This is a genomic window from uncultured Sphingomonas sp. (assembly GCF_964235535.1).
GTDB lineage: Bacteria > Pseudomonadota > Alphaproteobacteria > Sphingomonadales > Sphingomonadaceae > Sphingomonas.
Genome location: NZ_CAXSBH010000052.1, coordinates 1 through 21,682, shown reverse-complemented (window position 1 = coordinate 21,682; position 21,682 = coordinate 1). Strand labels below are relative to the sequence as shown.

Here is a 21,682-nt window from a genome sequence, read left to right as displayed (position 1 = left end):
TTTCCGCAACCGCGCGCTGCAACCCCGTCCGTCGGCCCACGGGCTGCGGCGACCTGTCGGAGAGACCCAGGTGAAGATCGCCGCCTCCCTTATGGCGCTGGCCCTGCTCGGCGCGGCCGACGCGCCGCGCGATTACCTCCTGCCGGCCGACATGCCCGACCTGGTGACGATCCTGCCCCCGCCGGCCGCCCCCGGATCGGCGCAGGCGGTCGCGGACCGCAGGGCGTTCATTAAGACGCGCGCCCTCGTCGGCACGGGGCGCTGGAGGCTGGCGACGGCCGACGTGAAGGCGGACCGGTTCGACATATTCGCCGAGGCGATCGGGACACGGTTGAGTGCCCGGTCGGCGCCCGCGTTGGCGCGCGTGCTCGAGCGGATGAGCGACGGCGACATGGTCGGGCGCGCCAAGCGCCGCTTCGCGAGCCCGCGCCCGTATTTGGGCATAAATCAGCCGATCTGCGAACCGAAGACCGCGCATCTGGCGGGAAACGGCGACTATCCGTCCGGCCATGCGAGTTCTGGTTGGGCAACGGCGCTCGTATTGGCCGAGCTGATGCCTAGCCGAGCGACCGCGATCCTGCGGCGGGGGCGCGAGTTCGGGGAAAGCCGCTCGGTCTGCGGGTCGCATTCGCGCAGCGCGGTCGAGACGGGGTACATGGCCGGGACGGTGCTGGTCGCGCGGTTGCACGGCTCGGCCGAATTCCGGCGCGACATGGACGTCGCTCGAGCGGAGCTTGCCGATGTCCGGAACAGCCAGACTAGGCCGAAACCCGAAACATGAATGATCGTCCGGTTTCGCGCAGCTGCTCGGACGCGCTGAGCAGCCGCTTGTGGGTCAAGCCGCCGATAAGCTATCGGGTGGAATTCGACCGTACGGACGCAAGCTGCCCGGTCGCGCCGATGCGCGGATCAGATCTCCGTCGAGCCAGACCTGCGCTGCAGATCGGTGAGGATCTCGATCGCCCGGTGCGCCATCGGTTCTGGAACAAACATGTGGTCATGATAGTACGCGGCGACCATGTTGCAAGGGATGCCCTGATCGGCCAACGCCGTTGCGACGCCAGCCGTCAGGCCGACGCCGTCGAGGGCGGAGAAGACTTCCAGCACGATCCGCGACATGGGCATCGACAGGTCGAGTGCATATTCACGCGCATCCTGTTCGGTCAGAACCAGCGCCGTGCCTTCGTCCTCACGAAACAGCGCCAGACATCTATTCGCCAAGGCCGCCGGGATCGTCGTATCCCCGGTAGTGCAGAAGAAGTAGCGGCCCTCCTTGAGGGTGGGCGTCATCCCCGCGAGCATGGCGTGTCGCTCGCGCACCAGAACATGTGTCATCTCGCACCCGGCCTCCCCAAAGCACCCTTATCCGAGCTGGTAGCAACCTGTCACTCTCGACAACGCGGCGCTCGTGTGTCCAGCGATGGCGAACCGCCAGATGCCAACTCGAGACTGCCTGGCAGTCGCCCAATCGGCAGCGGGTTTCTGACGCGAAGTTCTGATCGGCTAAAATATACAAGTAGCTGGCTTGGTTCGTCCGCGCCAGAACCGGCCCGTCGCTGAACCGAGGTGTCAGCGTCGCGCGACGGCTATCAGCGCGGTGGACGCGATTGGAAGCACCGACCGCGCACCCGCCATTTGTCGCACCTCGATGACCACCGCTGCCCTCTCCGCGTCGTTCAGGCTGGTCCAGTCGGGTGACATACCGAATAGCGTGTCGGGCTCGGCAAGCGCTGCAACGGCGAATTCGTAATCGCGGGTGACATGCTCGATGTCCGGATTCCGGTACCCCGCCGCGGTCAGTTCGCGCGCGAAGTTTACTGGATCGCTCAGCGCCTTTACCGCCTCGGGCATCGCCACGCCCTCGCGTTCCGGAAACAGCTTTCGGCGGATCTGACCGAGCAGCAGAAAGGTCGCCGCGCCGCGGTCCTGCCACGTCGCTACCACGCCGACCCCGGCCGGGCGCGTAACCCTCGCCATCTCGGCCAGCCCCTTTCGCCAGTCGGGGAACATGATGACCCCGAAAATGGAGAACACCGCGTCAAAGCCCGCGTCTGGCAGGTCCAGCGCCTGCCCGTCCATGACCCGCGCCTCGACATTAGGCAGCCCCGCCTCCGCGATGCGGGCGACCATGCCGGGCGAGAAGTCGGTCGCAAGCACCTGCGCGCCGGTACGCGCCGCCGCGAACGCCAGCGCGCCGGTGCCCGCCGCCACGTCGAGCACGCGATCATCTGGTCCGAGCGGCACTCGGGCGAGCGCGCTCTCCGCGTAAAGCGCGGTGAACGGGTGGGCGGTTTGTTCGTAGTGCCGCGCAGCTTTGTCCCAGTGATCCGGGTTCTCAAACTCTCGCATGACTCACGCTCCACAACTCATGTAACATCAACAGTATCGTGAGCTGATCCACTTGCCAACTGCGGTTCGTGTGCAAAGGTCCACACCGTGCGAAGCGATAACCGCCTGTCCCGAATGCTCCACGTCCTGCTCCATATGGCGCGGCACGACGGCGCGATCACCTCGGAGGCCATTGCGCGAATGCTGGGCACGAACGCAGTGGTGGTCCGCCGCACGATGGCGGGCTTGCGCGACGCGGGCTACGTGCGGTCGGAAAAAGGACATGGTGGCGGCTGGGTCATCGCCGCGAACCTAGAAACGCTTTCGCTGCTGGATGTTCACCGTGCGGTGGGTGGCCCGCGCATCTTCGCGATCGGCAGCGAACATGCGGACCCGGAGTGCGCGGTTGAGAAGGTCGTCAATCAGGCTCTCGAGGACGCCTTGCGTGATGCGGAGGCCTTGCTGATCGCGAGGCTTGACTCGGTAAGTGTCGCGGGACTGGCTCGGAACTTCGACGCTCGATGCCGTGCCGCCGGAATCCGGCTCGGCCATCCTGACTCCTCTGCGACGCGCCGTGTATCCGGCTAGGTCGAGAGAGGATTGCGAGTTCTTCCAGTAGTGAACGGCTAGGGCCGACAGGAATGCATACCTGCCGGCCCGCTCCGTCTCAGCTACCCTGTAACCAGGCGACCGCATCCGCTCCGGCGGGGAAGTCCGCGGGAGAACTCTCGTCGGTGACAGCTCGCCAGATCGCCTGGGCTACATCTTCGGCGGAGGTGACGGGTCCTGTATCCTGTTCGAAGCGAGCGAAGACCTGCTGGACGAGCTCGGCGTAAGGCTCGGGGAAGCCGCTCCCCATCCGCGCCCGCGCATTGTCGCTGAAGCTGGTTTCGGGCGCTCGTCCCGGCCGGACCACCCGCACGCGGACGCCGAACGGCTCAAGTTCCAGCGCGACGCTGGCTGAGAACGCGTTCACCGCAGCCTTGCTGGCGGTGTAGACGGACAGGAGCGGCAGCGGCTTGTACGTGACGGACGAGGTCACGTTGACGATCACGCCGGCGCGGCGCTCGCGCATCTGCGGCAGCACGGCCTGAATTAGTGCGATGGTGCCGAGCGTGTTGGTCTCGAAGATGGCACGGACGGTCTCCATCGGCGTGCCCTCTAGCGCGTTGAGGAAGCCGATACCAGCGTTGTTGACGAGCGCGTCGATCGGCCCCGCCGCGGCAACGGCGTCGGCAATGCTGGCGGCGTCGGTGACGTCGAGCGGGAGCACCCGGATGCGGTCGGACGGGGACACCGCATCCTCGCGCGGCGAGCGCATGGTGGCGATGACGTTCCACCCCTTGTCGGCGAAGTGACGGGCCGTCTCCAGGCCGAAGCCCGAGGAGCATCCGGTGATCATGATGGTGGGCATGGTTTTCTCCTGTTGCTGACCCGGAGAAAGGTGGACATCGAGCCCGGACATCCTACCCTCGCCCGTCCGCCTTTTATTAGCGAGCGTCCAGCGATGAGCGATCCCCTGGCCCAGGTCGTCGGCCTGCTGCAGCCCGATCTGTCCTTCGCAAAGCTTGTCGAGGGCGCGGGTGCGTGGCGCATCCCCCGATCGGAAGAGGGCAGGCCTTTCTTCTGCGCCGTGCTGGAGGGCACGATCCGACTGGAGGTGCACGGCCGCGAGCCGCTGCTGGTGTCGGCCGGCGACTTCGTCCTGATACCGGCCGCCTACGACTTCACCTCCTCCAGCACCGCACCCGCGCCGTCCCGCGGGTTGAGCAGCGTGCCGATCGAGGTGCGCCCGAACGTCTTCCGCCTGGGCGATTCTATGGCCGAGCCGGATGTCCGCATGCTGGTTGGCTACTGCACCTTCGGCTCAACCGATGCGGCGTTGCTGGTCACGTTGCTCCCGTCACTGATCCATGCGCGCGGCGAAGGACGCCTGACCACGCTTATCCAGATTGCGGTGGAGGAGTCCCGCGGGGCGCGCGCGGCGCGCGATGTGGTCCTGGCGCGGCTGATGGAGGTGCTGTTCATCGAAGCGCTGCGCTCGTCCGGTCCTCACTTTCCGTGCGGCATCCTCCGTGGTCTCGGCGACGATCGGGTCGCGACGGCGATCCGGCAAATCCATGAGCAGCCGACCGCGCCATGGACGGTCGCTGACCTCGCGCGCGCGGCGGCCATGTCGCGCTCGGCCTTCTTCGATCGCTTCCGCCAAGCGGTCGGCATGGCGCCGATGGAGTATCTGCTGCACTGGCGCATGGTGCTGGCGAAGCAACTGTTGGAGCATGGACAAGCGTCCGTCGCCGAGATCGCAGGCCGCGTCGGCTACGGCTCGTCGAGCACCTTCAGCGTCGCCTTCGCGCGCCATGTCGGCACGCCGCCCCGCCTCTACGCGCGCCAACAGGGGGCGTGAACGCGGCGGCGAATCCAGCTGAACGAACGTCTGAGTCCGGGAGCGGAGAAGCGGCCCTGACCGTCCGGTGGTGGGTTTCATCGCCCGAGTGTCAGCGATCTCGCTCAGCTTGCTTACGATCGGCCTTCCGGGCCCGGCTAACAGCCGCTGCGTGCTCGCGCGCTCTCTTTTCGGAGGGCTTCTCGTAGTGCCGACAAAGCTTCATCTCGCGGTAGACGCCCTCGCGCTGTAGCTTCTTTTTCAACGCGCGGAGCGCCTGATCGACGTTGTTGTCGCGAACGATAATCTGGATTTTTCTCGACTTCTGACGACAGGAGAGCGGGCATGAAGCTCATCTAATAGGCTACCGGCGGTAGCTACACGAGACGAGAAGTGGCGGATGAATGAGCGACCGGAGTTGAGTAGCCGGGATCACATCATGAATGGCCGAGACTGAGTCGATTCGACCGGCCACGTTTCTGCGACGACGCGCTGCAGAACCGGTCGAGCCCGATGGTCCGATCTGCAAAACCCGGTCCGACCGTAGCCTAGATGACTATCAGCTTCAGGCCTCGTCGCCCCTCGCCCGGCGTTTCCACTGCACGGCAATGTCTGGCATATTGACCTCGATCCAATCAGCGAGAGCGCCGACCTTCTCCGCCGCCTGAACGCCGAGCACGGTCAGCGTGTATTCCACGTGCGGCGGCACAACCTTGAAAGCGACCCGGTCGACCATCCCGTCCGCCTCCAGCCATTGCAGCGTCTGCGCGAGCATGCGCTCGTTCACGCCGCCGACCGTTCGCCGCAGCTCGCTGAACCGTCGCGTTCCGTCGCGAAGCGCGATCAGTACCAGCACGCCCCAGCGGCTGGTCAGGTGCCGCAGCACCTCCCGCGACGGGCAGTCGGCGGCCATCAGGTCGCCGCGCCGAAGCTTGTCGGACAAGGTGGTGGGTTCAGCAGACAGAGTTTTTTCCATGCTTACGTCTATGTGCGTACTTACGGGTGGTAAGCAAGTGGTCCATCTTGCCGTCATCACAGCGGGAAGGACGGACCATGACCATCGCGGTAACCGGAGCCAGCGGCCAGCTCGGCAGGCTCGCGCTCCACGCCTTGAAGACAAGGACGGCAGGCGACGAGATTATCGCGCTCGTCCGAACGCCGGGCAGAATCACGGATGCGAAAGTTTCGGAACGCGCGTTCGATTACGACAACGCCACTACACTCGCGACCGCCCTGGCCGGTGTCGACACACTGGCGTTCATCTCGTCGAGCGAGATCGGCAAGCGGGTCGCCCAGCATCGCAACGTGATCGAGGCCGCGCGCGATGCCGGCGTCGAACGGATCGTCTACACGAGCGTGCTGCACGCCGATACGTCGCCGCTTTCGGTTGCGACCGAGCACGTCCCGACCGAAGCCGCGATCAGGGCGTCGGGCCTGCCATACACGATCCTGCGCAACGGCTGGTATACGGAGAACTACATGGGCTCGGTCGCTCCGGCGCTGGCGAACGACGCCTGGATCGGCAGCTCGGGTGCCGGTAGGATCTCCGCGGCGAGCAGGGCGGACTATGCCGAGGCGCTCGCGGTTGTGGCGACGGCCGACGGCCATAACGGTGCGGTGTACGAGTTGGCGGGCGACGACGCCTTCACGCTCGCCGACCTCGCTGCCGAGCTGTCCCGCCAGATCGGGCGCGACATCCCGTATCGCGACCTTCCCGAGGCGGAGTATGCGGCGGCACTGACGGCGGCGGGCGTGCCGGGCCCGTTCGCCCGCACCCTGGCCGGGTGGGAGGTCGACGCCTCACACGACGCGCTGTTCGACCAGGGTCGACAGCTCTCAAGTTTGATCGGGCGGCCGACGACCCCGCTCTCGGCCACCGTCGCCGCAGCCCTGAGCCAGAACGCCGGGCGCTAGCAGACCAAGGGTAGGCGTGGTGTCGCGAACACTCCAAAAAAGCGGCAGCGGGTGGTCTGTCGGAGTCGTCCATCTCGCCCTGGCGATCGGCGGCTTCGCGATCGGAACGGCCGAGTTCGCGACCATGAGCCTGCTGCCGTTCTTCGCGCGCGGGCTCGGCATCGACCAGCCGACCGCCGGGCACGTCGTCAGCGCCTATGCGCTCGGCGTCGTGATCGGCGCGCCGCTGCTCGCGGTCTTGTCGGCCCGGGCGTCACGACGCACGCTGCTGCTGGTGCTCATGGCGACGTTCGCCATCGGCAACGCCGCTAGCGCGCTGGCGCCGACCTATGGATGGTTGCTGCTCGCCCGGTTCGCGAGCGGCTTTCCGCATGGGGCGTATTTCGGCACCGCCGCGCTCGTTGCGGCGTCGCTGGTTCCCGTCGAGCGACGGACGCGAGCTGTCGGGCGCGTCATGCTGGGCCTGACCACGGCCACGATCCTCGGCGTCCCGCTCGCCAACGCGCTCGGTCAGCTGCTCGGCTGGCGCTGGGGCTTCGCCGCGGTTTCTCTGCTGGCGCTGCTCACGTGCGTAGCGCTGGGGTTGGTCGTCCCTCGCGACGGGCCGGCGCCCGAAGCTAGTCCGCTGCGGGAATTCGACGCGCTACGCAACGCGCAGGTCTGGTTGACGCTGGCGATCGGCGCGGTCGGCTTCGGCGGGCTGTTCGCGGTCTACACCTATCTCACCCCCACGCTCCTTGCGGTGACGCGGGCCGGACCGGCGACGTTGCCGGTCGTCCTCGCGGTATTCGGTGTCGGCATGACGCTGGGCAACTTGGTGGTGCCCCGCTTCGCCGACCGCGCCCTGATGCCGGCCGTCGGCGGGCTGCTGTTATGGAGCGCGGGCGCGCTTGCCCTATTCACGATCGCGGCGGGCGATCTCTGGTCCGTGTCGCTGGCGGTGCTCGCGATCGGCATGGGCGGCGCCCTCGGCAGCTTGCTCCAGACCCGGCTAATGGACGTGGCGGGCACGGCGCAGGGCCTCGCCGCGTCGCTCAACCATGCCGCCTTCAACGTCGCCAACGCACTCGGGCCATGGCTCGGCGGGCTCGCCATTGCGGGCGGGTACGGGTGGACCTCGACCGGCTGGGTGGGTTGCGCGCTGGCGCTCGGCGGCTTTGCGATCTGGGCGACGGCAATGGTCACGAACGCGCGAGCATCGCGCCGCGGAGCGCTGCCGCCCGCCGGAACAATCATTTTTCACGACACACCAGGAGAACCACTGTGCGTACACGACGGCTAGGCTGGGCAGGCATCGAGGTCGAGCAGGGCGGCGACACGCTGCTGATCGACTACATTCAGGATACGGCCGACTTGCCACTGCGCGACGCGCACCAGCCATTCCCGCGAGCGTCGACCCCGGCAAGCGCCGTCGCGGGCCTGCTCACCCATTTGCACGCCGACCACGCGGACCCGACCGCGCTCGCCGCCGCCTTGCGCGACGGCGCGCCGGTGTTCCGGCCGGTGCCGGTATCGGGCACTGGACCCGACCTGGAGCTGACCGCGCACGCGGAGGCGGCGTTCGGGCAGGTCGCACTCGACAGCCGGATCGTGGACGGCTGGACGACCATCGAGGTGGGTCCGTTCACGCTTCACACCGTGCCCGCGGTCGATGGCTTCGGCGACCCCCAGCTGAGCTGGGTCGTCGAGAGTGACGGCAAGCGGATCATCCATTGCGGCGACACGCTGTTCCACGCCTATTGGTGGCGCATCGCCCGGCGCTTCGGCCCGTTCGACGTCGCTTTCCTGCCCATCAACGGGGCATCCGTCGACTTCCCGTTTCTACAGCCTCCGCGCGATCAGGAAGCGGTGATGATGCCTGAAGAAGCGGTCAAGGCCGCTCGGATGCTCGGGGCGAGGTCGGTCACGCCCATCCACTACGGCGCTCTTCATCACCCGCCGGCTTACATAGAGACCGACGACCCCGTCGGGCGACTGCATGCCGCAGCCGAGCCTGCTGGCGTCGAGGTCGTGCTGATGCAGCCGGGGGATTGGTGCGAGGTGGGCTGAAGGACCGATCGCGCGGTGACGCGCCGCGCGATCAACCTAGGTGCTCCTTAAAGCCGTTCAGAGGATCGACCGTTCAGTCGGCCGCTCCTCCATGCTGAGCGTAGCTCGCCCAGTTGTCTGCGTTATCGAGTCCGGGTCCGCCACTCCCAGGGTCGGGCAGAAGTCCGTGCGTATACGATCCCGTTCGTTCGCATTGCGTTCGCGCAAACAGCAGCGGCTGCTAAGCTTGCCGCGACGCCCACGCGGACACCGCAACGCCGACGAACGCTCCCGTGCCATCGCATGACGCCAGACGGCTGGTCCGGCTCACCAAACGGGGTCGCTCAATTCAGATGAACGGATGACCGAAGCTGGAAGGTCAGAATAGCGCTTCGAACCGCGGCTTGTGGGTCAGGTAGTCAGCGCAAAGACTACTCACACCTCGGGACTGCCGGCTACAGGGACATTCTAATCGAAAGCTCGCTTCACACGTCTCTGTGGCCCCTGCAGTCCGTTGCGGCGAGTTGAGCATCAATGCATGACGCAATAGGTCAGGAAGTGGTGAGCAGGATCCTACTCGGCACGGCGGGCTGGTCGATCCCGTCCGCCATGGGATGGGAGTTCCCGAGCGCAGGATCGCATCTGGAGCGCTACGCCCAGCGCTTTTCCGCGGTTGAGATCAATTCGTCATTTCATCGTCCTCACCGCGTCGGCACGTACCTGCGCTGGGCGGCGGCGGTGCCGGCTGGGTTTCGGTTTTCGGTCAAGCTGCCAAAGGCAATCACGCACGTTCGACGCCTGGTGGCGGTCGACGATCTTCTCGCGGCCTTCTCGCGCGAGGTCGCAGGACTGGGTGAGAAGCTGGCCGTGGTGCTGGTGCAGCTGCCGCCCAGCCTGACTTTCGACATCGATGTAGCTGACGACTTCCTCCGTCTGCTCCGACGTCACTTGGATGTCGGGATCGTCTGCGAGCCGCGGCACGCGACGTGGTTCACGGACGAGGCGGACGCATGTCTCGTGTTGCACCAAGTCGCGCGGGTTGCGGCGGACCCGGTGCTGGTGGCGGGAGGGAACCGGCCCGGCGGCTGGTCGAGGCTCCAGTATCATCGGCTGCATGGTTCGCCGCGAACCTACTATTCGGCTTACGGGGACGCTGCGCTTCGCAAACTCGCAGGCCGCTTGCGGTCGAGCGACGGGCCGAGGGGCGAGTGCTGGTGCATCTTCGACAACACCGCCTCGAGTGCGGCGACCGCGAACGCCTTGGAGCTGAGCGCGATACTGGACGGCTCCGACCCGCCAGAACTCAGGACGTCGACCTAAGAGAGCGCCGCCGAGCAACTTTGTGCACTGCACAACGGTTGAGGCGACATGACAAAACAGACTAACGCCAAATCATGTGAAGATAATTTGCAAACAGGCGAGCTTTCACGCTCCTGGGCGCGCTTTGCCAGCCAAAACCGCGGCTGGCTGGTTGCTGGAAGCGCAGTGGCGATGCTGGCCGGCAGCGCCGTATTCAACCGCGCCAACGCCCGTCGTGCCGAGGCTCGGACACCACCTGTAGGCTTGTTCGTCGAGGTCGACGGCGTCCGGCTGCACTATGTGGACCGGGGCGAAGGACCCGCTGTTGTCCTCCTCCACGGCAACGGCGTCATGCTTCAGGATTATACAGTCAGCGGCGTCCTTGACCATGCGGCGGAAAAGCACCGGGTCATCGCCTTCGACCGGCCAGGCTTCGGCTACAGCGATCGACCGCGCTCGCGCCTGTGGACGCCGGCTGCTCAGGCGGACTTGATCGCGCAGGCGATGAAGCAGATCGGGGTTGAGCGTGCGGTGATCGTCGGGCACAGCTGGGGCACGATGGTCGCGCTCGCGATGGCGCTCGACCATCCGGAACTCGTTTCCGGTCTCGTGCTGCTGTCGGGTTATTATTACGGAACGGCGCGCCCGGATGTCGTGCCCGCGTCCATGCCCGCCATCCCTGTCATCGGCGATCTCATGGCGCATACGGTGTCGCCGCTATCCGGCCTGCTGATCGGGCCGGTGGCGGTAAAGGCAAGCTTCTCGCCCGCTCCCGTGTCTGACAAGTTCGCAAGCTTCCCGATCGCGATGACGTTGCGTCCGTCGCAGGTGCACGCGACCGCAGCTGATACTGCAATGATGGTGCCGGGGGCCGTCGCGCTAAGTCGCCGCTACGCCGAGTTGACCCTGCCGATCATCGTCATGGCGGGCGAGGGTGATCTCATCGCGCATGTCGACAAGCACGCCGAGCGCCTTGTTGAGGAGATTGACGGCGCCGAGCTGCGCATGATCCCTGGGCAAGGTCACTTGTTTCACTACGCCGTGCCGGAGCAGGTCGCCGCTGCAGTCGGTGACGTAGCGCGCCGCGTTAAATAGGCGCGCGCGCCAGCTCGCGACAGCGTGCTCATCTGACGCGGCTATGGTGTCGCATGTTCGAACGGCTGCCATCCTCATTGGATGGCGGTCGTGATACTGGTTTCATACGGAATGATCGTCGCGCACGACGTTGACCGGAGCACCGGTCCGCAGCCGCCGGAACTTGCGCCACCGGGTCTCGTTAATCTGCGTAACGTCGAATCGGCTTCGCATCGGCGGCCGCACCGGAGCATGAATATGAGCACCAATGAGGATACGACCGCCGTTCCCGACATAGCCGGCACTGACCTGGCTCCCGAGGCGGTCCCCGCGACCTCGCTCGATCCGATTCTTGAGGGAGCAGCCGCGGCCTCTGCCGAGCCCGTAGGAGAGGTGCCCTTGGAGAGTTCGCCCGACGACCAGGGCGTCGCCGGCATTGCGATGGCCTCTCCGGTTCCGCAGGCGCGGGGCAAAACCAAAGGGGTTGCGGACATCGTGTTCGTTGTCGATGTTAGCGGCAGCATGGCTCCGTGCATCGACGCGCTCCGGCAGAATATCGAGACTTTCGTGAATTCGCTCAGCGGCGGCGACGCTAACAACGCGCCGCCCGTGAAGGACTGGCGCGCCAAGGTCGTCGGCTACCGCGACCTGGAGAGCGCCGAGGCCGAAGGGCTGCCCTGGATGGTCGACAACGAGTTCGTGCGCGACACGGCGGCATTGAAGGCGCAGCTCGGGGGCCTCAGCGCAAACGGAGGCGGCGACGAGCCCGAATCGCTGCTCGACACCCTCTATAAAGTGGCCACGATGGAAGCGAGCCCGAAGGGATCGCAGACCGTCGAGGCGACTAAATGGCGGTATCGGAGTGACGCAGCGCGGGTGGTGGTCGTTTTCACCGACGCGTCGTTCAAGGAGACGATGAGCATCCCCGAAGCCAAGGGCGGCTCGCTCCAGGATGTCGCCAACGTCGTAATGGCGAACCGGATCATCCTGAGCGTGTTCGCCCCCAATTTCGAGGGCTACGACCGCCTGAGCCAAATCGACAAGTCGGAATGGGAGGTCGTGGAGTTCGAGGGCCTGAACGCGCAGGAGGCTCTGCAGAAATTCACCTCGGACCCCGTCAACTTCCGCAACACGCTCAAGCAGCTCGCCGCCAGCGTCTCGCGCTCGGCCGAGACCGTCGCGCTTTGACGCGTCGAGCCCGGCTTTAAGGGCACGACATGGCCAAGAAGTTCAAGGTCGGCGACCGTGTCCGGGGCTACCGCATCACGAAGGTGTTCGGCCCCGGCATGATGGCCATCTCTTACGGGGCAGTCGGGCCCGACGGTCGCAAGGTTTTCTTCAAACAGTATAAATCGCCCGCGCCGACCGTGGTCTGGTACAAAGATTTTGTCGCCTATCAACGCGAGCTGTCCGCTCGGGTCGTCCGGGGCAAGGCCGACAATTTCGCGGTCGCCCAGGTTGACGCATTCGAGGAGGTCTGGGGCGGTCCCTGCTATTTCCAGGCCTATCAGTTCGTCGAGAACGGGGCCGATCTGCAACAGGTGCTCGACAAGGAACGCGACAGCCATCGCCTGACCGGAAAGGCACCCACGAGCGATCCCGCGGTCTGGGCACGCCACGTCACCTGGGCCAAGGTCCTGGTCGCGGGCGTCGCGGCTCTGCACGAGGTGAAGATCGTCCATGCGGACCTGAAGCCGGCCAACGCGTACCTGATCGAGGATCCCACGATCGCGGCCGAGTTCCAGCTGAAGCTGATCGACATGGATTTTTCCGTGCTCGCCGACCGGAAACCTCCCTGGCACGGCTATCAGGGTTATGTCGGAACCGACAATTACCGATCGCCCGAGCACCTGACCCGAGGGTCGGTACCCGTTCTGGCGTCCGACGTCTTCACCTGCGGGCTGATCCTCTACGAACTGCTGACCGGTCGACATCCCTACTGGTCGGAGGATCAGGCGGACTATGCGCGATCGGTGCAGGGCTATGCGGCGAGCCCTCCGGCGCTGCTGGGACAGATGCCGTGGCCGGCCGATAATGCGGAGGTAAGTTCGACGCTTCATCGGTGCCTGTCTCCCGACCCTGCGAAGCGTCCGACGGCCAGCGAACTGCGAGCCGTTCTAAGTGGCCGCGACCGGAAGCCCGTCGAGAAACCGCCCGTCGTACGTACAGCGCCTGCGACAGCCGCGCCAAGGCCCGTTAGCCCCGCCGCCCCTAAAGCACCTGTACGCGCTCCCCTGACGTCGGCCGCCCTGTTGCTGACCGGGCCGGGCGGCAAGTCGTTGAGCATCCGTGTTCGTACCGAGCTGGGCAAAGCACTGGTTCGGCAATTCGGTCCCGAGGCCGATTATTGGGACGAGAGGCAGTGCGTGATCGAACGCGCCGCCGACGGCCGGTGGATCGTGACGGGTGCGGGTGCGACCACGAACCAGACCCTGATAAACGGCCGCGCCTCCACGTCGGCGCGCGTGCTCAGCCAGGGCGATCTCATCGCCGTCGGCAACGAGGCGAAGGGTCTCGCCAAGCTTCCGCTCACCGTAGGCGCGGCATGATCGGCGAGCATGAGGAAGCCGGTGCCGTGCCGGACTCGGCGACGCCCGATCCGCCAATTTCGAAGGAGACGCTATCCGGGACAGAAGGCTCGATCATCGGCCCCGATCTTTCGGAGGCGGCCGAGGTGCCCCGGACCATCTCGATGCTTCCGGTCGTCGATGTCGAGAATCTGGATTGGGTCGCGGTTCGTCGGTCAGTCGATCCCCGGGCCATACGGTCGCGGATGCGTGGCACGGTGGAGGCGTTCGAGGCGCTGCTCGACCGGGCGGACGGGCCGGGGTTACTGTTCGACTCCGACCGGGCCAACGCGGCGGATCGCGCGATACAGGTATGTGACCTCAGTCCCGAGGTGCCGGTCTGGATCATAGGGGATCTCCACGGCGACCTTCTGGCACTCGAGGCTGCGTTGGCGTTGATAGACGCACGACCTGCCGAGCTTGAGCACGGTCCTTCCCGAATCATCTTCCTCGGCGACCTCTTCGACGACGAAGGCATGGGGCTCGAGGTTCTCCTGCGCGTGTTCGAGCTGATCCTCGCAGCGCCCGAGCGCGTCTGCGTGGTCGTCGGCAATCATGACGAGGCTCTGTCGTACGACGGCAACCGGTTTTCCTCGAGCGTATCGCCAAGCGACTTCGCGGACTTCCTCAACGCGAACCTCGCGCATGAATGGATCGAGCGCGCGGGCAAGTTGGCGGTCCGGTTCTTCGCCCAGGCGCCCCGGGCGTTGTTCCTCCCCGACGGACTGCTGGTCGCCCACGCCGGGTTCCCGCTTTCCGACTTGCACGCCCAGCTCGCCGAGACTGGCGACTGGAACGATCCGGCGTGCCTGTCCGACTTCGCGTGGACGCGTGCCCATCCGACCGCCAAGCGAAAGCTGCCGAATCGGTTCACCCGTGGAAGCCAGTTCGGCCATGAGGACTTTGCCGCCTTTTGCGAGCTGAGCAAGCAGCTAGGCCGGCCGGTAACGCACATGGTCCGCGGACATGATCACGTTGAGGAACGCTACGTTGCGTACCCAGCCTATTGGAAATATCCGGTGCTCACGACGATGGCGCTCTCGCGCCGTCTGCCGCGGGAGTCGTTCGGACCCTACGTTCGAACTCCCACGCTCGCGCGCCATGTCGAGGGGGCGCTGCCGCAAGTTCACCGACTCCATATCCCCGCCGAGATCGTTACGGCAGTGTTTCCCAAGCCCCTCGCCGAAGCTGTCGCGCCCGCTTGCGGCGAGGAGGTTGGATCGTGAGCGGAGTCGCCCTCCGTTGCTCGAACTGCGGAACCGCGCAGCCGTCGCCGGGCGAATGCGATGCCTGTCACGAAGCGCAGGTCCTGTACTTCTGCACGAACCACCAGCCGGGCGTTTGGCTCGACGGCGAGCATTGTCCTCGGTGCGGCGCCAGCTTCGGCGATGTGGCTGTCGTCGCTCCACCGATCGACACCGCTGTTCCGCCACGTCGGATCAGTCCCGCGCCGACGCCGCCTACCCGACGAGCCCCCATCGATCTGTCCGGCCCGCACGACCCTGATCCAGTGACGTATCGCGAGGACGAGCCGGTTGCCGAGCGCAGGGTCATGGAACGCAGGCTTCTCGAGCTCCTGACCATGGCGTCCGGAGCAGGCAGGATCCGGACGGTACGCCCGGACCCGGATAGCCGGCCGCGCGGCGGCGGCTGCATGAAGATGGTTCTCTGGCTGCTGGTCCTAGCTTTCGCCATCTTCATCATTGGGCCGCTGCTTCTAGGCGGCGCGATCCTGCAATTGGTCTAGCGCCGCCGAGCGCGGGCAGGAAGGCTTCGGCCTAGTCTCGGTCTATATCGACAGATTTGAGATGCAACCTCGCGGAGGGGTCGGAGCAGACCTTGTAGCTGCTTTCGCCTTCATGCGGCCAGCTCACTCGCTCCTGGCGAGCAGAGGCCCACGACTGGCACATGAACGGATGTCCGGTTCGGGAAGCCATCAAGGGCGGCCTAAGTGTCCGGCTCTGGGTCCGCTCAGACTTCCGTGCGCTCTGCCAGCTCCAGAGCGTCCTCCACGTCGACACCGAGATAGCGCACCGTGCTCTCGATCTTGGCATGGCCGAGGAGGATCTGGACCGCGCGAAGATTACCCGTAGCCTTGTGTATAATGGACGCTTTTGTGCGCCGAAGCGAGTGAGTTGCATACTCGTGAGGCTGAAGGCCGATGCCTACGACCCACTCGTGGACCAGGCGGGCATACTGCCGCGTGCTCGTGTGAGCCATATAGTCGTTCCGGCTCGGAAAGACGTAGTCATTGAGCGTTCCGCCCCGGCGCTCCAGCCACGCACGCATCGTCTTCCGCGCCTCCTCCGTCGACTCGAACTGAACCGGTCGCTTGATTTTCTGTTGGACGACGATTGCCCGGTTTCGGACCCGCCCGCCCGATACACTATCGCCGATGCGTGCTTTCACCACGTTGCAGCCGCGCAGCTTGCTGTCGATCGCGAAGTCGAACAGTGCCCGGTCCCGTGGCCGCCGATACTGGTCCAGCCAGAACCGGATCGCCCATACTTGCTGTTGTTTAAGCGCGCGCTTGGCACCCAGCACTCGTTCTTGAAACGCAGGATCGAGTGACGAGTGGCCCATTGCTTACCTCCACAGAGCAGGCTTAGCCGCCGAGACGCAGCACGTTTCTACCGATCAACCCTTAGCAAGTATGACGGTGTACGCAGTGTTCCTGTACCTAGCTCACCCGGACACAGCCGGAGCATCTTCGCATCTTTTATCTTTAGGACATGGAATCAAACTTCGCGCGCTTCCGCTAACGGAAGATCTGGGAGATTGGACGAAACAAGAGTGAACTTATAAGGACGACAACTGACAGCTTAGTCGTTTGAAGTCCCGAGCGAGAAGCGGCCAGCTTCGGCTATGTACGTTTCAGCTACGACCGGCTGTTCGTCAGCATTCGTCGACCGGACTCACGAACGTGATCGGCGACAACGCGCAGACCCGCTTCGGTGCTCGACCCACGCCGCCACGCCAGCGCGATCGAGCGATGCGCTTTCCAATCGACGATATCGAGGATTGCAAGTCCCGCAGACCCACCGACATCCGAGGCGAGGTAAAGGGCGGGCAGCACCGTTAATCCCAGCCCACTGGCGACCATCTGGTGGAGGCTGTCGAGGCTGGTGCCTTCATAGTCGGGGCTGAGCGACATGCCGTAACGAGCGGCGAGCTCGCTCGTCTGGCGGTGCAGGTGATGGCGCGTGTCGAGCGACAGCAGTGTCTGACCGGCCAGCGCGCCTGCCTCGACCGCGCGACCCGTCGCGAGCTCGCCGTCGACGGCACTGACGAGATGGAGTGGTTCGCGGAACAACGGCTCGATTTCCAGATCGTCGCCCGCGATCGGCAACGGACCCAGCAGCACGTCGAGATCGCCGCGAGACAGGGCCAGAGCTTGTGTGTCAGGAATGCCCTCACGGACGTAAAGCCGCAGCCCGGGTGCCACGCGGTGGAGTTCGGCGATGATCGGCGACAGCAGATAGGGCCCGAGTGTGGGGGTGGTGCCTAACCGAAGCGTGCCGGTCAGTCCGGTCGCGGCGCTCTTGGTGAGCGCCTTGATATCGCGCACTTCGCTCAGGACCTTTCGCGCCTTTGCCGCTACACTACGACCGATCGGTGTCAGGATCGCGCCGGTCGAAGAGCGGTCGAGCAGCTTGACGCCGAGCCGATCCTCCAAAGCCTTCACCTGTTGGCTCAGCGCTGGTTGGGAGACATTCGCGAGGCGGGCGGCCTGCGCGAACGACCCGGTATCCGCGAGCGCCAAAAGATATTCGAGTTGCCGGAGCGTGGGCATGTCGGGATATAACCACAGCCTATCGACATACGGTAACGCTATCGATTAGCCTGGCGCAACGACACCCCGGTAAAGTCCGAGCCTGACGCATCGACGTGCGTAGGAGGTGGGAAAATCAATGGCCGCAATACAACGGGTCGGATTGCGGGATGCGGCGCGGTGGCTGGTGGAGATCGTAGGGCCGGACGCCGCCTACCTGCGCCTTGCGGCCGTGTACGGGGTCGCGATCAGCCTGCTGTCGCTGGCGACGCCGATTTCCGTCCAACTGCTCATCAACAGCGTGGCGCATACGGCGTTGCCCGCGCAGCTTTGGACCTTATCGGGCGTGCTATTCGGGCTGTTGCTTCTCGTCGCGGTGCTCAGCGCGTTTCGCGCTCACCTGATGGCACTGTTCGAGCGGCGGGTGTTCGCGCGCGTGGTGGCGGAGATCACGATCCGGGCCGTCCATGCGTGCGACCCGTTTTTCGGCGACGCCGGGCGTAGTGATCTTTTCAACCGCTATTTCGATCTTGGCGTCGTGCAGAAGGCGGTGCCCAGCCTATTGATCGGCGGCTTCACCATCATCCTACAATCGGCGGTCGGGCTGGCGGTGACCAGTTTCTACCACCCGTTCTTCCTGGCCTTCAACGTCATTCTACTACTCGCTCTGCTGCTAATCTGGCTAATCTGGTCGCGTGGATCGCTCACGACGGCAGTGGCGCTGTCGCACGCGAAGTACGACGCCGCCCGATGGATCGAGAGCGTCGGCGGCTCCAACGGCTTCTACAAATCGAGCAGGCATCTGGGGTTCGCGATGGATCGGTCGGAGGCGATGACCGCCACCTATGTAGACCGGCACCGGCGCTATTTCCGTTACAGCTTCGCCCAGACCCTCAGCTGCCTTTTGCTTTACGCGCTGGCGTCGGCGGCGCTGCTCGCGCTCGGGGGCAACCTGATCCTCGCGGGCGAGCTGTCGGTCGGGCAACTCGTCGCGGCCGAACTGATCCTTTCGGGCGTGTTCTACGGCATATCGCAGCTCGGCTGGTATCTTGACACCTTCTACGACCTGGTCGCTTCCGCCGAAGAGTTGTCGCTGCTGTTCGCCATACCCCAGGAAAGTGTGCCTGTGGCGGGCGGAGCGGGGCCCCGCGACGGGTCGGTCCGCCTACGCGAGGTCACGCTGGAGGGTGCGCGTTTCGATTTCGCGCTCGCACCCGGCGAGCGGCTGGTTACCGTTCCCGAACCCGGCATGGACCGCTCGCTGGCGCGGCTGCTGAAGCGCCACGCCTTGCCCGAGCACGGATTGGTGACCGTCGGCGGATCGGATCTGGGCGGGCTCGACATGTACCTGCTGCGGTCGGAGGTCATCGTCCTCGACCGGCCGACCATCGTGGAGGTCACGATCCGGGAATACCTGTCGCTCGCCGCGCCCGGCGCGACCGCCGCGGCGATGCTCGACGCGCTCGATGCCGTGGGTCTCGGCGGGCGCATCACCAGCCTGGCCGACGGGCTGGACACGTCCTTGGCCTCGTCGGGCTGGCCCTTGACGGTTGGCGAGGTCATGGAGCTGAAGCTCGCCAATGCGCTGCTCGCGCGTCCCCGGGTGCTGGTGCTGTCGCCGTTGTTCGACGTGATGCCGACCGAGAGGCTGGCCGACGCGCTGCGCCGGATGCAGGAATCGAGCACCACCGTCCTGCTCTGCACGGGCCGTCCGGGCGCGTTCGCGCTGGACGGTTGGATGCATCTCGGCCGGGATGCGCAGCCCCGCTTTGCAAGCCTGGCGGAACTGGACGCTTTCATCCGGCGACGGGAGGGCGCGCATGCCGTACCGGCCTGACCACCTCTCGCACTTCCCGACGTTGGCGCGAATGCGTCCGCCCCGGATCGCCGTGGCGCTCGCCTGGATGATCGCGATCGGTGTCGCGCTGTCGGCCGTCATCATGGTCTACATGCCGTGGGTGCAGACCGCGATCGGCGACGGGCAGGTCGCGGCGCTCGATCCCGGCGACCGCAACCAGGACGTGTCCGCGCTGATCGCGGGTCGGGTCGAGCGATGGTACGTCCGGGACGGCCAACATGTGGACCGGGGCGACCCGATCGCGCGCGTGGTCGATGTCGACCCAGGCCTGCTTTCGCGGCTCGGAGCCGAACGCGCGCAGGTAGAGGCGGAGATCGCGGCCGTGCGCCAAGGTCAATCGGTGGCGGACATAGACGTCGGCCGCACCCGTCAATTGCTCGCTGAGGGGCTGGTCGCGCGTCGCGACCTGGAACAGGCGCAGATCAAGGTGGCGGACAGCACGGCCAAGCTGGCGGAGGCGCGCGCCAAGCTCAACCGCGTCGACGTCCAGATCAACCGCCAGTCGGCGCAGCTTGTCCGCGCGCCCCGCGACGGGCGTATCCAGCAGATCAACGCCGCCGCGGGTGGTGCGCTGATCTCGCCGGGCACCGTACTCGCCGTAGTCGCGCCCGAGCGGATCGAGCGCGCGGTCGAGCTGTTCGTCGACGGCCGCGATGTGGCGCTGGTCCGGCTCGGCCAGCCGGTCCGACTGGAATTCGAGGGCTGGCCCGCCATCCAGTTCAGCGGCTGGCCGTCGGTGGCGCAAGGGCTGTTCGACGGCCGGGTGCGCGGGATCGACCCGACCGCGAGCCCGACCGGACTGTTCCGGCTGCTTGTCGAGCCGATGCCCGGCAAGCCGGCTTGGCCTGACCGGCGCTTCGCCCGGCTGGGCGCAAAGGTGCGCGGCTGGGTCCAGATGGAGACGGTGTCGGTCGGCTACGAATTATGGCGGCAGTTGAACGATTTCCCGCTGGAGTTCGGCGAGCTGCAGGGACGGGCGAAAGACGCGTCTGCCAAAGACGAGGATGCGGCTGTGCTTAAAGCGGGCAAGGCGAAGTGATCGTCCGGACTCTCCTTGTCCTGCTGCTGTCATCATCTGCGGGGGTCGCGGCACAGGAGGCGCGCCCGCTCCTGCTAAACGAGGTGCTGCGCTCTTCCGCCGCGCATGCGCCGCAGATCGTGGAGGCGCTGACCCGGGTGCGCCAGGCCGAGGGACGCACGCTTGCGGCCCAGGGTGCGTTCGACACCGTGTTCGATGTCGATGCACAGAGCCGGGTCGCAGGCTTTTACGACGGGACTTACGCCGAGGGTCGCGCGACGCGACCGCTGACGGGCAATGGCGGCCAGCTTTATGGCGGCTACCGCGTCTCGCGCGGCGCGTTCCCCATATACGAGGACCGTGCCTATACCGACCGGCTGGGCGAGATGAAGATCGGCGGGCTGTTCTCGCTCCTCCGCGACCGCGCGATCGACGATCGGCGCGGCCGCACTGCGATCGCGGCGAGGGACATCGATGTGGCACGGCTCGAGCACGAGATGGTGGCGATCGGCGTGCAAGGCCGCGCGATCGCCGCATATCAAAACTGGGTCGCGGCGGGTCTGCGCCTGCGGGCCTATCGGTCGCTGCTGAGCCTGGCCGACGATCGACGCGGCGGCATCGCGCGGCAGGTCGAGCTCGGTGCGCGACCCCAGATCCTCCTGACCGAGAACGAGCAGAACATCGTCCGCCGCCGCACGCTGGTGGTTCGGACCGAGCAGGAGTTCGAGGCGGCTGCCAACGCTTTGTCGTTTTTCCTGCGCGATGCTGATGGCGGACGGGTTACGCCGACTTCGGACCTTCTGCCGGCGAGCCTACCCGAGTTCCGGGTGCCGCGACCGGTCGGACCTGTTGACCGACCCGACCTGCGAACGATGTCCGTGCGCGTCGACCAGTCGCAGGTCAGGCTGGCGCTTGCCGAGAACGAGCTGAAGCCCCGGCTCGATCTGCGCGGCGAGCTCGCCTACGACATCGGCGGCGCCGGGCCGGGCGGGCTTTCGCGAAATGGCGAGGAGGTGATCGCGGGCGTGCGCTTCTCCGTTCCGCTCCAGCGCCGTCAAGCAAAAGGCCGCATCGCCGAGGTTCGCGCCGAGATCGACGGGCTGCGCACGCGCGAACGCTTGATCACCGACCAGATCGCGGTGGAGGTTCGGGGTATCGTCATCGCGGTCGATGGGGCGGAGCGGACGGCGACACTCGCCGCGCAGGAGGCCGAGCTTGCGGATCGCATGGCCGCTGCGGAACGACGGCGGTTCCAGCTCGGTGCCAGCGACTTCTTCGTGCTCAATCTGCGCGAGGAGGCCGGCACGGACGCCCGCGTGCGTGCGCTCGACGCCCAGGCCAGGGCCGCTCTAGCCGCCGCCGACTTGGCGAGCGCGACGGCTAACCGAGCGTTGCTGCGACTTGACGGTGAAGCAAGCCCTTAAGCCGACATGCTCAG

At 66.0% G+C, this 21,682-nt stretch carries 22 protein-coding genes; 15 read left to right on the top strand and 7 right to left on the bottom strand.

Features of this window, described 5'->3' with window-relative positions:
* A partial coding sequence (locus tag ACFE7F_RS13250) for a phosphatase PAP2 family protein (protein WP_375404326.1) occupies positions 1 to 781 on the top strand: 781 nt, incomplete at its 5' end.
* 128 nt (positions 782 to 909) lie between these two features.
* On the opposite strand, the gene ACFE7F_RS13245 is transcribed toward ACFE7F_RS13250, so the two are convergent.
* Positions 910 to 1,335 carry an ACT domain-containing protein gene (locus tag ACFE7F_RS13245; RefSeq protein ID WP_375404325.1) on the bottom strand — a complete coding sequence of 142 codons (426 nt, stop codon included), beginning with the start codon at positions 1,333 to 1,335 and terminating at the stop codon, positions 910 to 912.
* 234 nt (positions 1,336 to 1,569) lie between these two features.
* Positions 1,570 to 2,349, bottom strand: a complete 780-nt coding sequence (locus ACFE7F_RS13240; RefSeq protein WP_375404324.1) for a class I SAM-dependent methyltransferase — start codon at positions 2,347 to 2,349, stop codon at positions 1,570 to 1,572.
* Positions 2,350 to 2,436: 87 nt separating this feature from the next.
* On the opposite strand from ACFE7F_RS13240, the gene ACFE7F_RS13235 reads away from it, so the two are divergent.
* Positions 2,437 to 2,916, top strand: a complete 480-nt coding sequence (locus ACFE7F_RS13235; protein WP_375404323.1) for an Rrf2 family transcriptional regulator — start codon at positions 2,437 to 2,439, stop codon at positions 2,914 to 2,916.
* A gap of 79 nt (positions 2,917 to 2,995) precedes the next feature.
* Here the strand turns inward: ACFE7F_RS13235 and ACFE7F_RS13230 are convergent, their stop codons facing one another.
* Positions 2,996 to 3,742 (bottom strand): SDR family oxidoreductase, encoded by a 747-nt coding sequence (locus ACFE7F_RS13230; protein WP_375404322.1) that lies wholly within the window; start codon positions 3,740 to 3,742, stop codon positions 2,996 to 2,998.
* A 93-nt stretch (positions 3,743 to 3,835) separates the two neighbouring features.
* On the opposite strand from ACFE7F_RS13230, the gene ACFE7F_RS13225 reads away from it, so the two are divergent.
* Complete coding sequence (locus ACFE7F_RS13225) at positions 3,836 to 4,735, top strand: cupin domain-containing protein (RefSeq protein WP_375404321.1); 900 nt, start codon at positions 3,836 to 3,838, stop codon at positions 4,733 to 4,735.
* Positions 4,736 to 4,826: 91 nt separating this feature from the next.
* Here the strand turns inward: ACFE7F_RS13225 and rpsU are convergent, their stop codons facing one another.
* Complete coding sequence (rpsU, locus tag ACFE7F_RS13220) at positions 4,827 to 5,027, bottom strand: 30S ribosomal protein S21 (protein WP_375404327.1); 201 nt, start codon at positions 5,025 to 5,027, stop codon at positions 4,827 to 4,829.
* Between the two features lie 252 nt (positions 5,028 to 5,279).
* Positions 5,280 to 5,657, bottom strand: a complete 378-nt coding sequence (locus ACFE7F_RS13215) for a winged helix-turn-helix transcriptional regulator (protein ID WP_375404320.1) — start codon at positions 5,655 to 5,657, stop codon at positions 5,280 to 5,282.
* A gap of 110 nt (positions 5,658 to 5,767) precedes the next feature.
* Between ACFE7F_RS13215 and ACFE7F_RS13210 the strand changes: the two genes are divergently transcribed.
* From ACFE7F_RS13210 to ACFE7F_RS13170, 9 genes are all read left to right on the top strand, one after another.
* On the top strand, positions 5,768 to 6,628 hold the full coding sequence (locus ACFE7F_RS13210) for an SDR family oxidoreductase (RefSeq protein ID WP_375404319.1): 861 nt from the start codon (positions 5,768 to 5,770) through the stop codon (positions 6,626 to 6,628).
* 19 nt (positions 6,629 to 6,647) lie between these two features.
* A complete protein-coding gene (locus ACFE7F_RS13205; RefSeq protein WP_375404318.1) occupies positions 6,648 to 7,910 on the top strand; it encodes an MFS transporter in 1,263 nt (420 codons plus the stop codon).
* Positions 7,892 to 8,677: an MBL fold metallo-hydrolase gene (locus tag ACFE7F_RS13200; RefSeq protein WP_375404317.1), complete on the top strand. Its 786-nt coding sequence runs from the start codon at positions 7,892 to 7,894 to the stop codon at positions 8,675 to 8,677. Before ACFE7F_RS13205 ends, ACFE7F_RS13200 begins: the two co-directional genes overlap by 19 nt.
* A 540-nt stretch (positions 8,678 to 9,217) precedes the next feature.
* Positions 9,218 to 9,976, top strand: coding sequence for a DUF72 domain-containing protein (locus tag ACFE7F_RS13195; RefSeq protein ID WP_375404316.1), 759 nt, complete (start codon positions 9,218 to 9,220; stop codon positions 9,974 to 9,976).
* Positions 9,977 to 10,147: 171 nt separating this feature from the next.
* Positions 10,148 to 11,050 carry an alpha/beta fold hydrolase gene (locus ACFE7F_RS13190; protein ID WP_375404315.1) on the top strand — a complete coding sequence of 301 codons (903 nt, stop codon included), beginning with the start codon at positions 10,148 to 10,150 and terminating at the stop codon, positions 11,048 to 11,050.
* Positions 11,051 to 11,161: 111 nt separating this feature from the next.
* Positions 11,162 to 12,217, top strand: coding sequence for a vWA domain-containing protein (locus ACFE7F_RS13185; RefSeq protein WP_375404314.1), 1,056 nt, complete (start codon positions 11,162 to 11,164; stop codon positions 12,215 to 12,217).
* 29 nt (positions 12,218 to 12,246) lie between these two features.
* The gene (locus ACFE7F_RS13180) at positions 12,247 to 13,578 is read left to right on the top strand and encodes a serine/threonine protein kinase (RefSeq protein WP_375404313.1); all 1,332 of its coding nucleotides are present in this window, start codon (positions 12,247 to 12,249) and stop codon (positions 13,576 to 13,578) included.
* Positions 13,575 to 14,822, top strand: coding sequence for a metallophosphoesterase (locus tag ACFE7F_RS13175; protein WP_375404312.1), 1,248 nt, complete (start codon positions 13,575 to 13,577; stop codon positions 14,820 to 14,822). The genes ACFE7F_RS13180 and ACFE7F_RS13175 overlap by 4 nt, the downstream gene beginning before the upstream one ends.
* Positions 14,819 to 15,343: a hypothetical protein gene (locus tag ACFE7F_RS13170; protein WP_375404311.1), complete on the top strand. Its 525-nt coding sequence runs from the start codon at positions 14,819 to 14,821 to the stop codon at positions 15,341 to 15,343. The genes ACFE7F_RS13175 and ACFE7F_RS13170 overlap by 4 nt, the downstream gene beginning before the upstream one ends.
* Positions 15,344 to 15,567: 224 nt before the next feature.
* Here ACFE7F_RS13170 and ACFE7F_RS13165 read toward each other — a convergent pair whose 3' ends face one another.
* Both ACFE7F_RS13165 and ACFE7F_RS13160 read right to left on the bottom strand, forming a co-directional pair.
* Positions 15,568 to 16,179, bottom strand: a complete 612-nt coding sequence (locus ACFE7F_RS13165) for a tyrosine-type recombinase/integrase (RefSeq protein ID WP_375404310.1) — start codon at positions 16,177 to 16,179, stop codon at positions 15,568 to 15,570.
* A 295-nt stretch (positions 16,180 to 16,474) separates the two neighbouring features.
* On the bottom strand, positions 16,475 to 17,389 hold the full coding sequence (locus ACFE7F_RS13160; protein ID WP_375404309.1) for a hydrogen peroxide-inducible genes activator: 915 nt from the start codon (positions 17,387 to 17,389) through the stop codon (positions 16,475 to 16,477).
* Between the two features lie 118 nt (positions 17,390 to 17,507).
* Between ACFE7F_RS13160 and ACFE7F_RS13155 the strand changes: the two genes are divergently transcribed.
* From ACFE7F_RS13155 to ACFE7F_RS13145, 3 genes are read left to right on the top strand one after another with little or no spacing between them, the layout of a single operon-like run.
* A complete protein-coding gene (locus tag ACFE7F_RS13155; protein ID WP_375404308.1) occupies positions 17,508 to 19,205 on the top strand; it encodes an ABC transporter ATP-binding protein in 1,698 nt (565 codons plus the stop codon).
* Positions 19,189 to 20,265 (top strand): efflux RND transporter periplasmic adaptor subunit, encoded by a 1,077-nt coding sequence (locus tag ACFE7F_RS13150; protein WP_375404307.1) that lies wholly within the window; start codon positions 19,189 to 19,191, stop codon positions 20,263 to 20,265. Before ACFE7F_RS13155 ends, ACFE7F_RS13150 begins: the two co-directional genes overlap by 17 nt.
* Positions 20,262 to 21,668 (top strand): TolC family protein, encoded by a 1,407-nt coding sequence (locus tag ACFE7F_RS13145; protein WP_375404306.1) that lies wholly within the window; start codon positions 20,262 to 20,264, stop codon positions 21,666 to 21,668. Before ACFE7F_RS13150 ends, ACFE7F_RS13145 begins: the two co-directional genes overlap by 4 nt.
* The last annotated feature ends 14 nt before the right edge of the window (positions 21,669 to 21,682 follow it).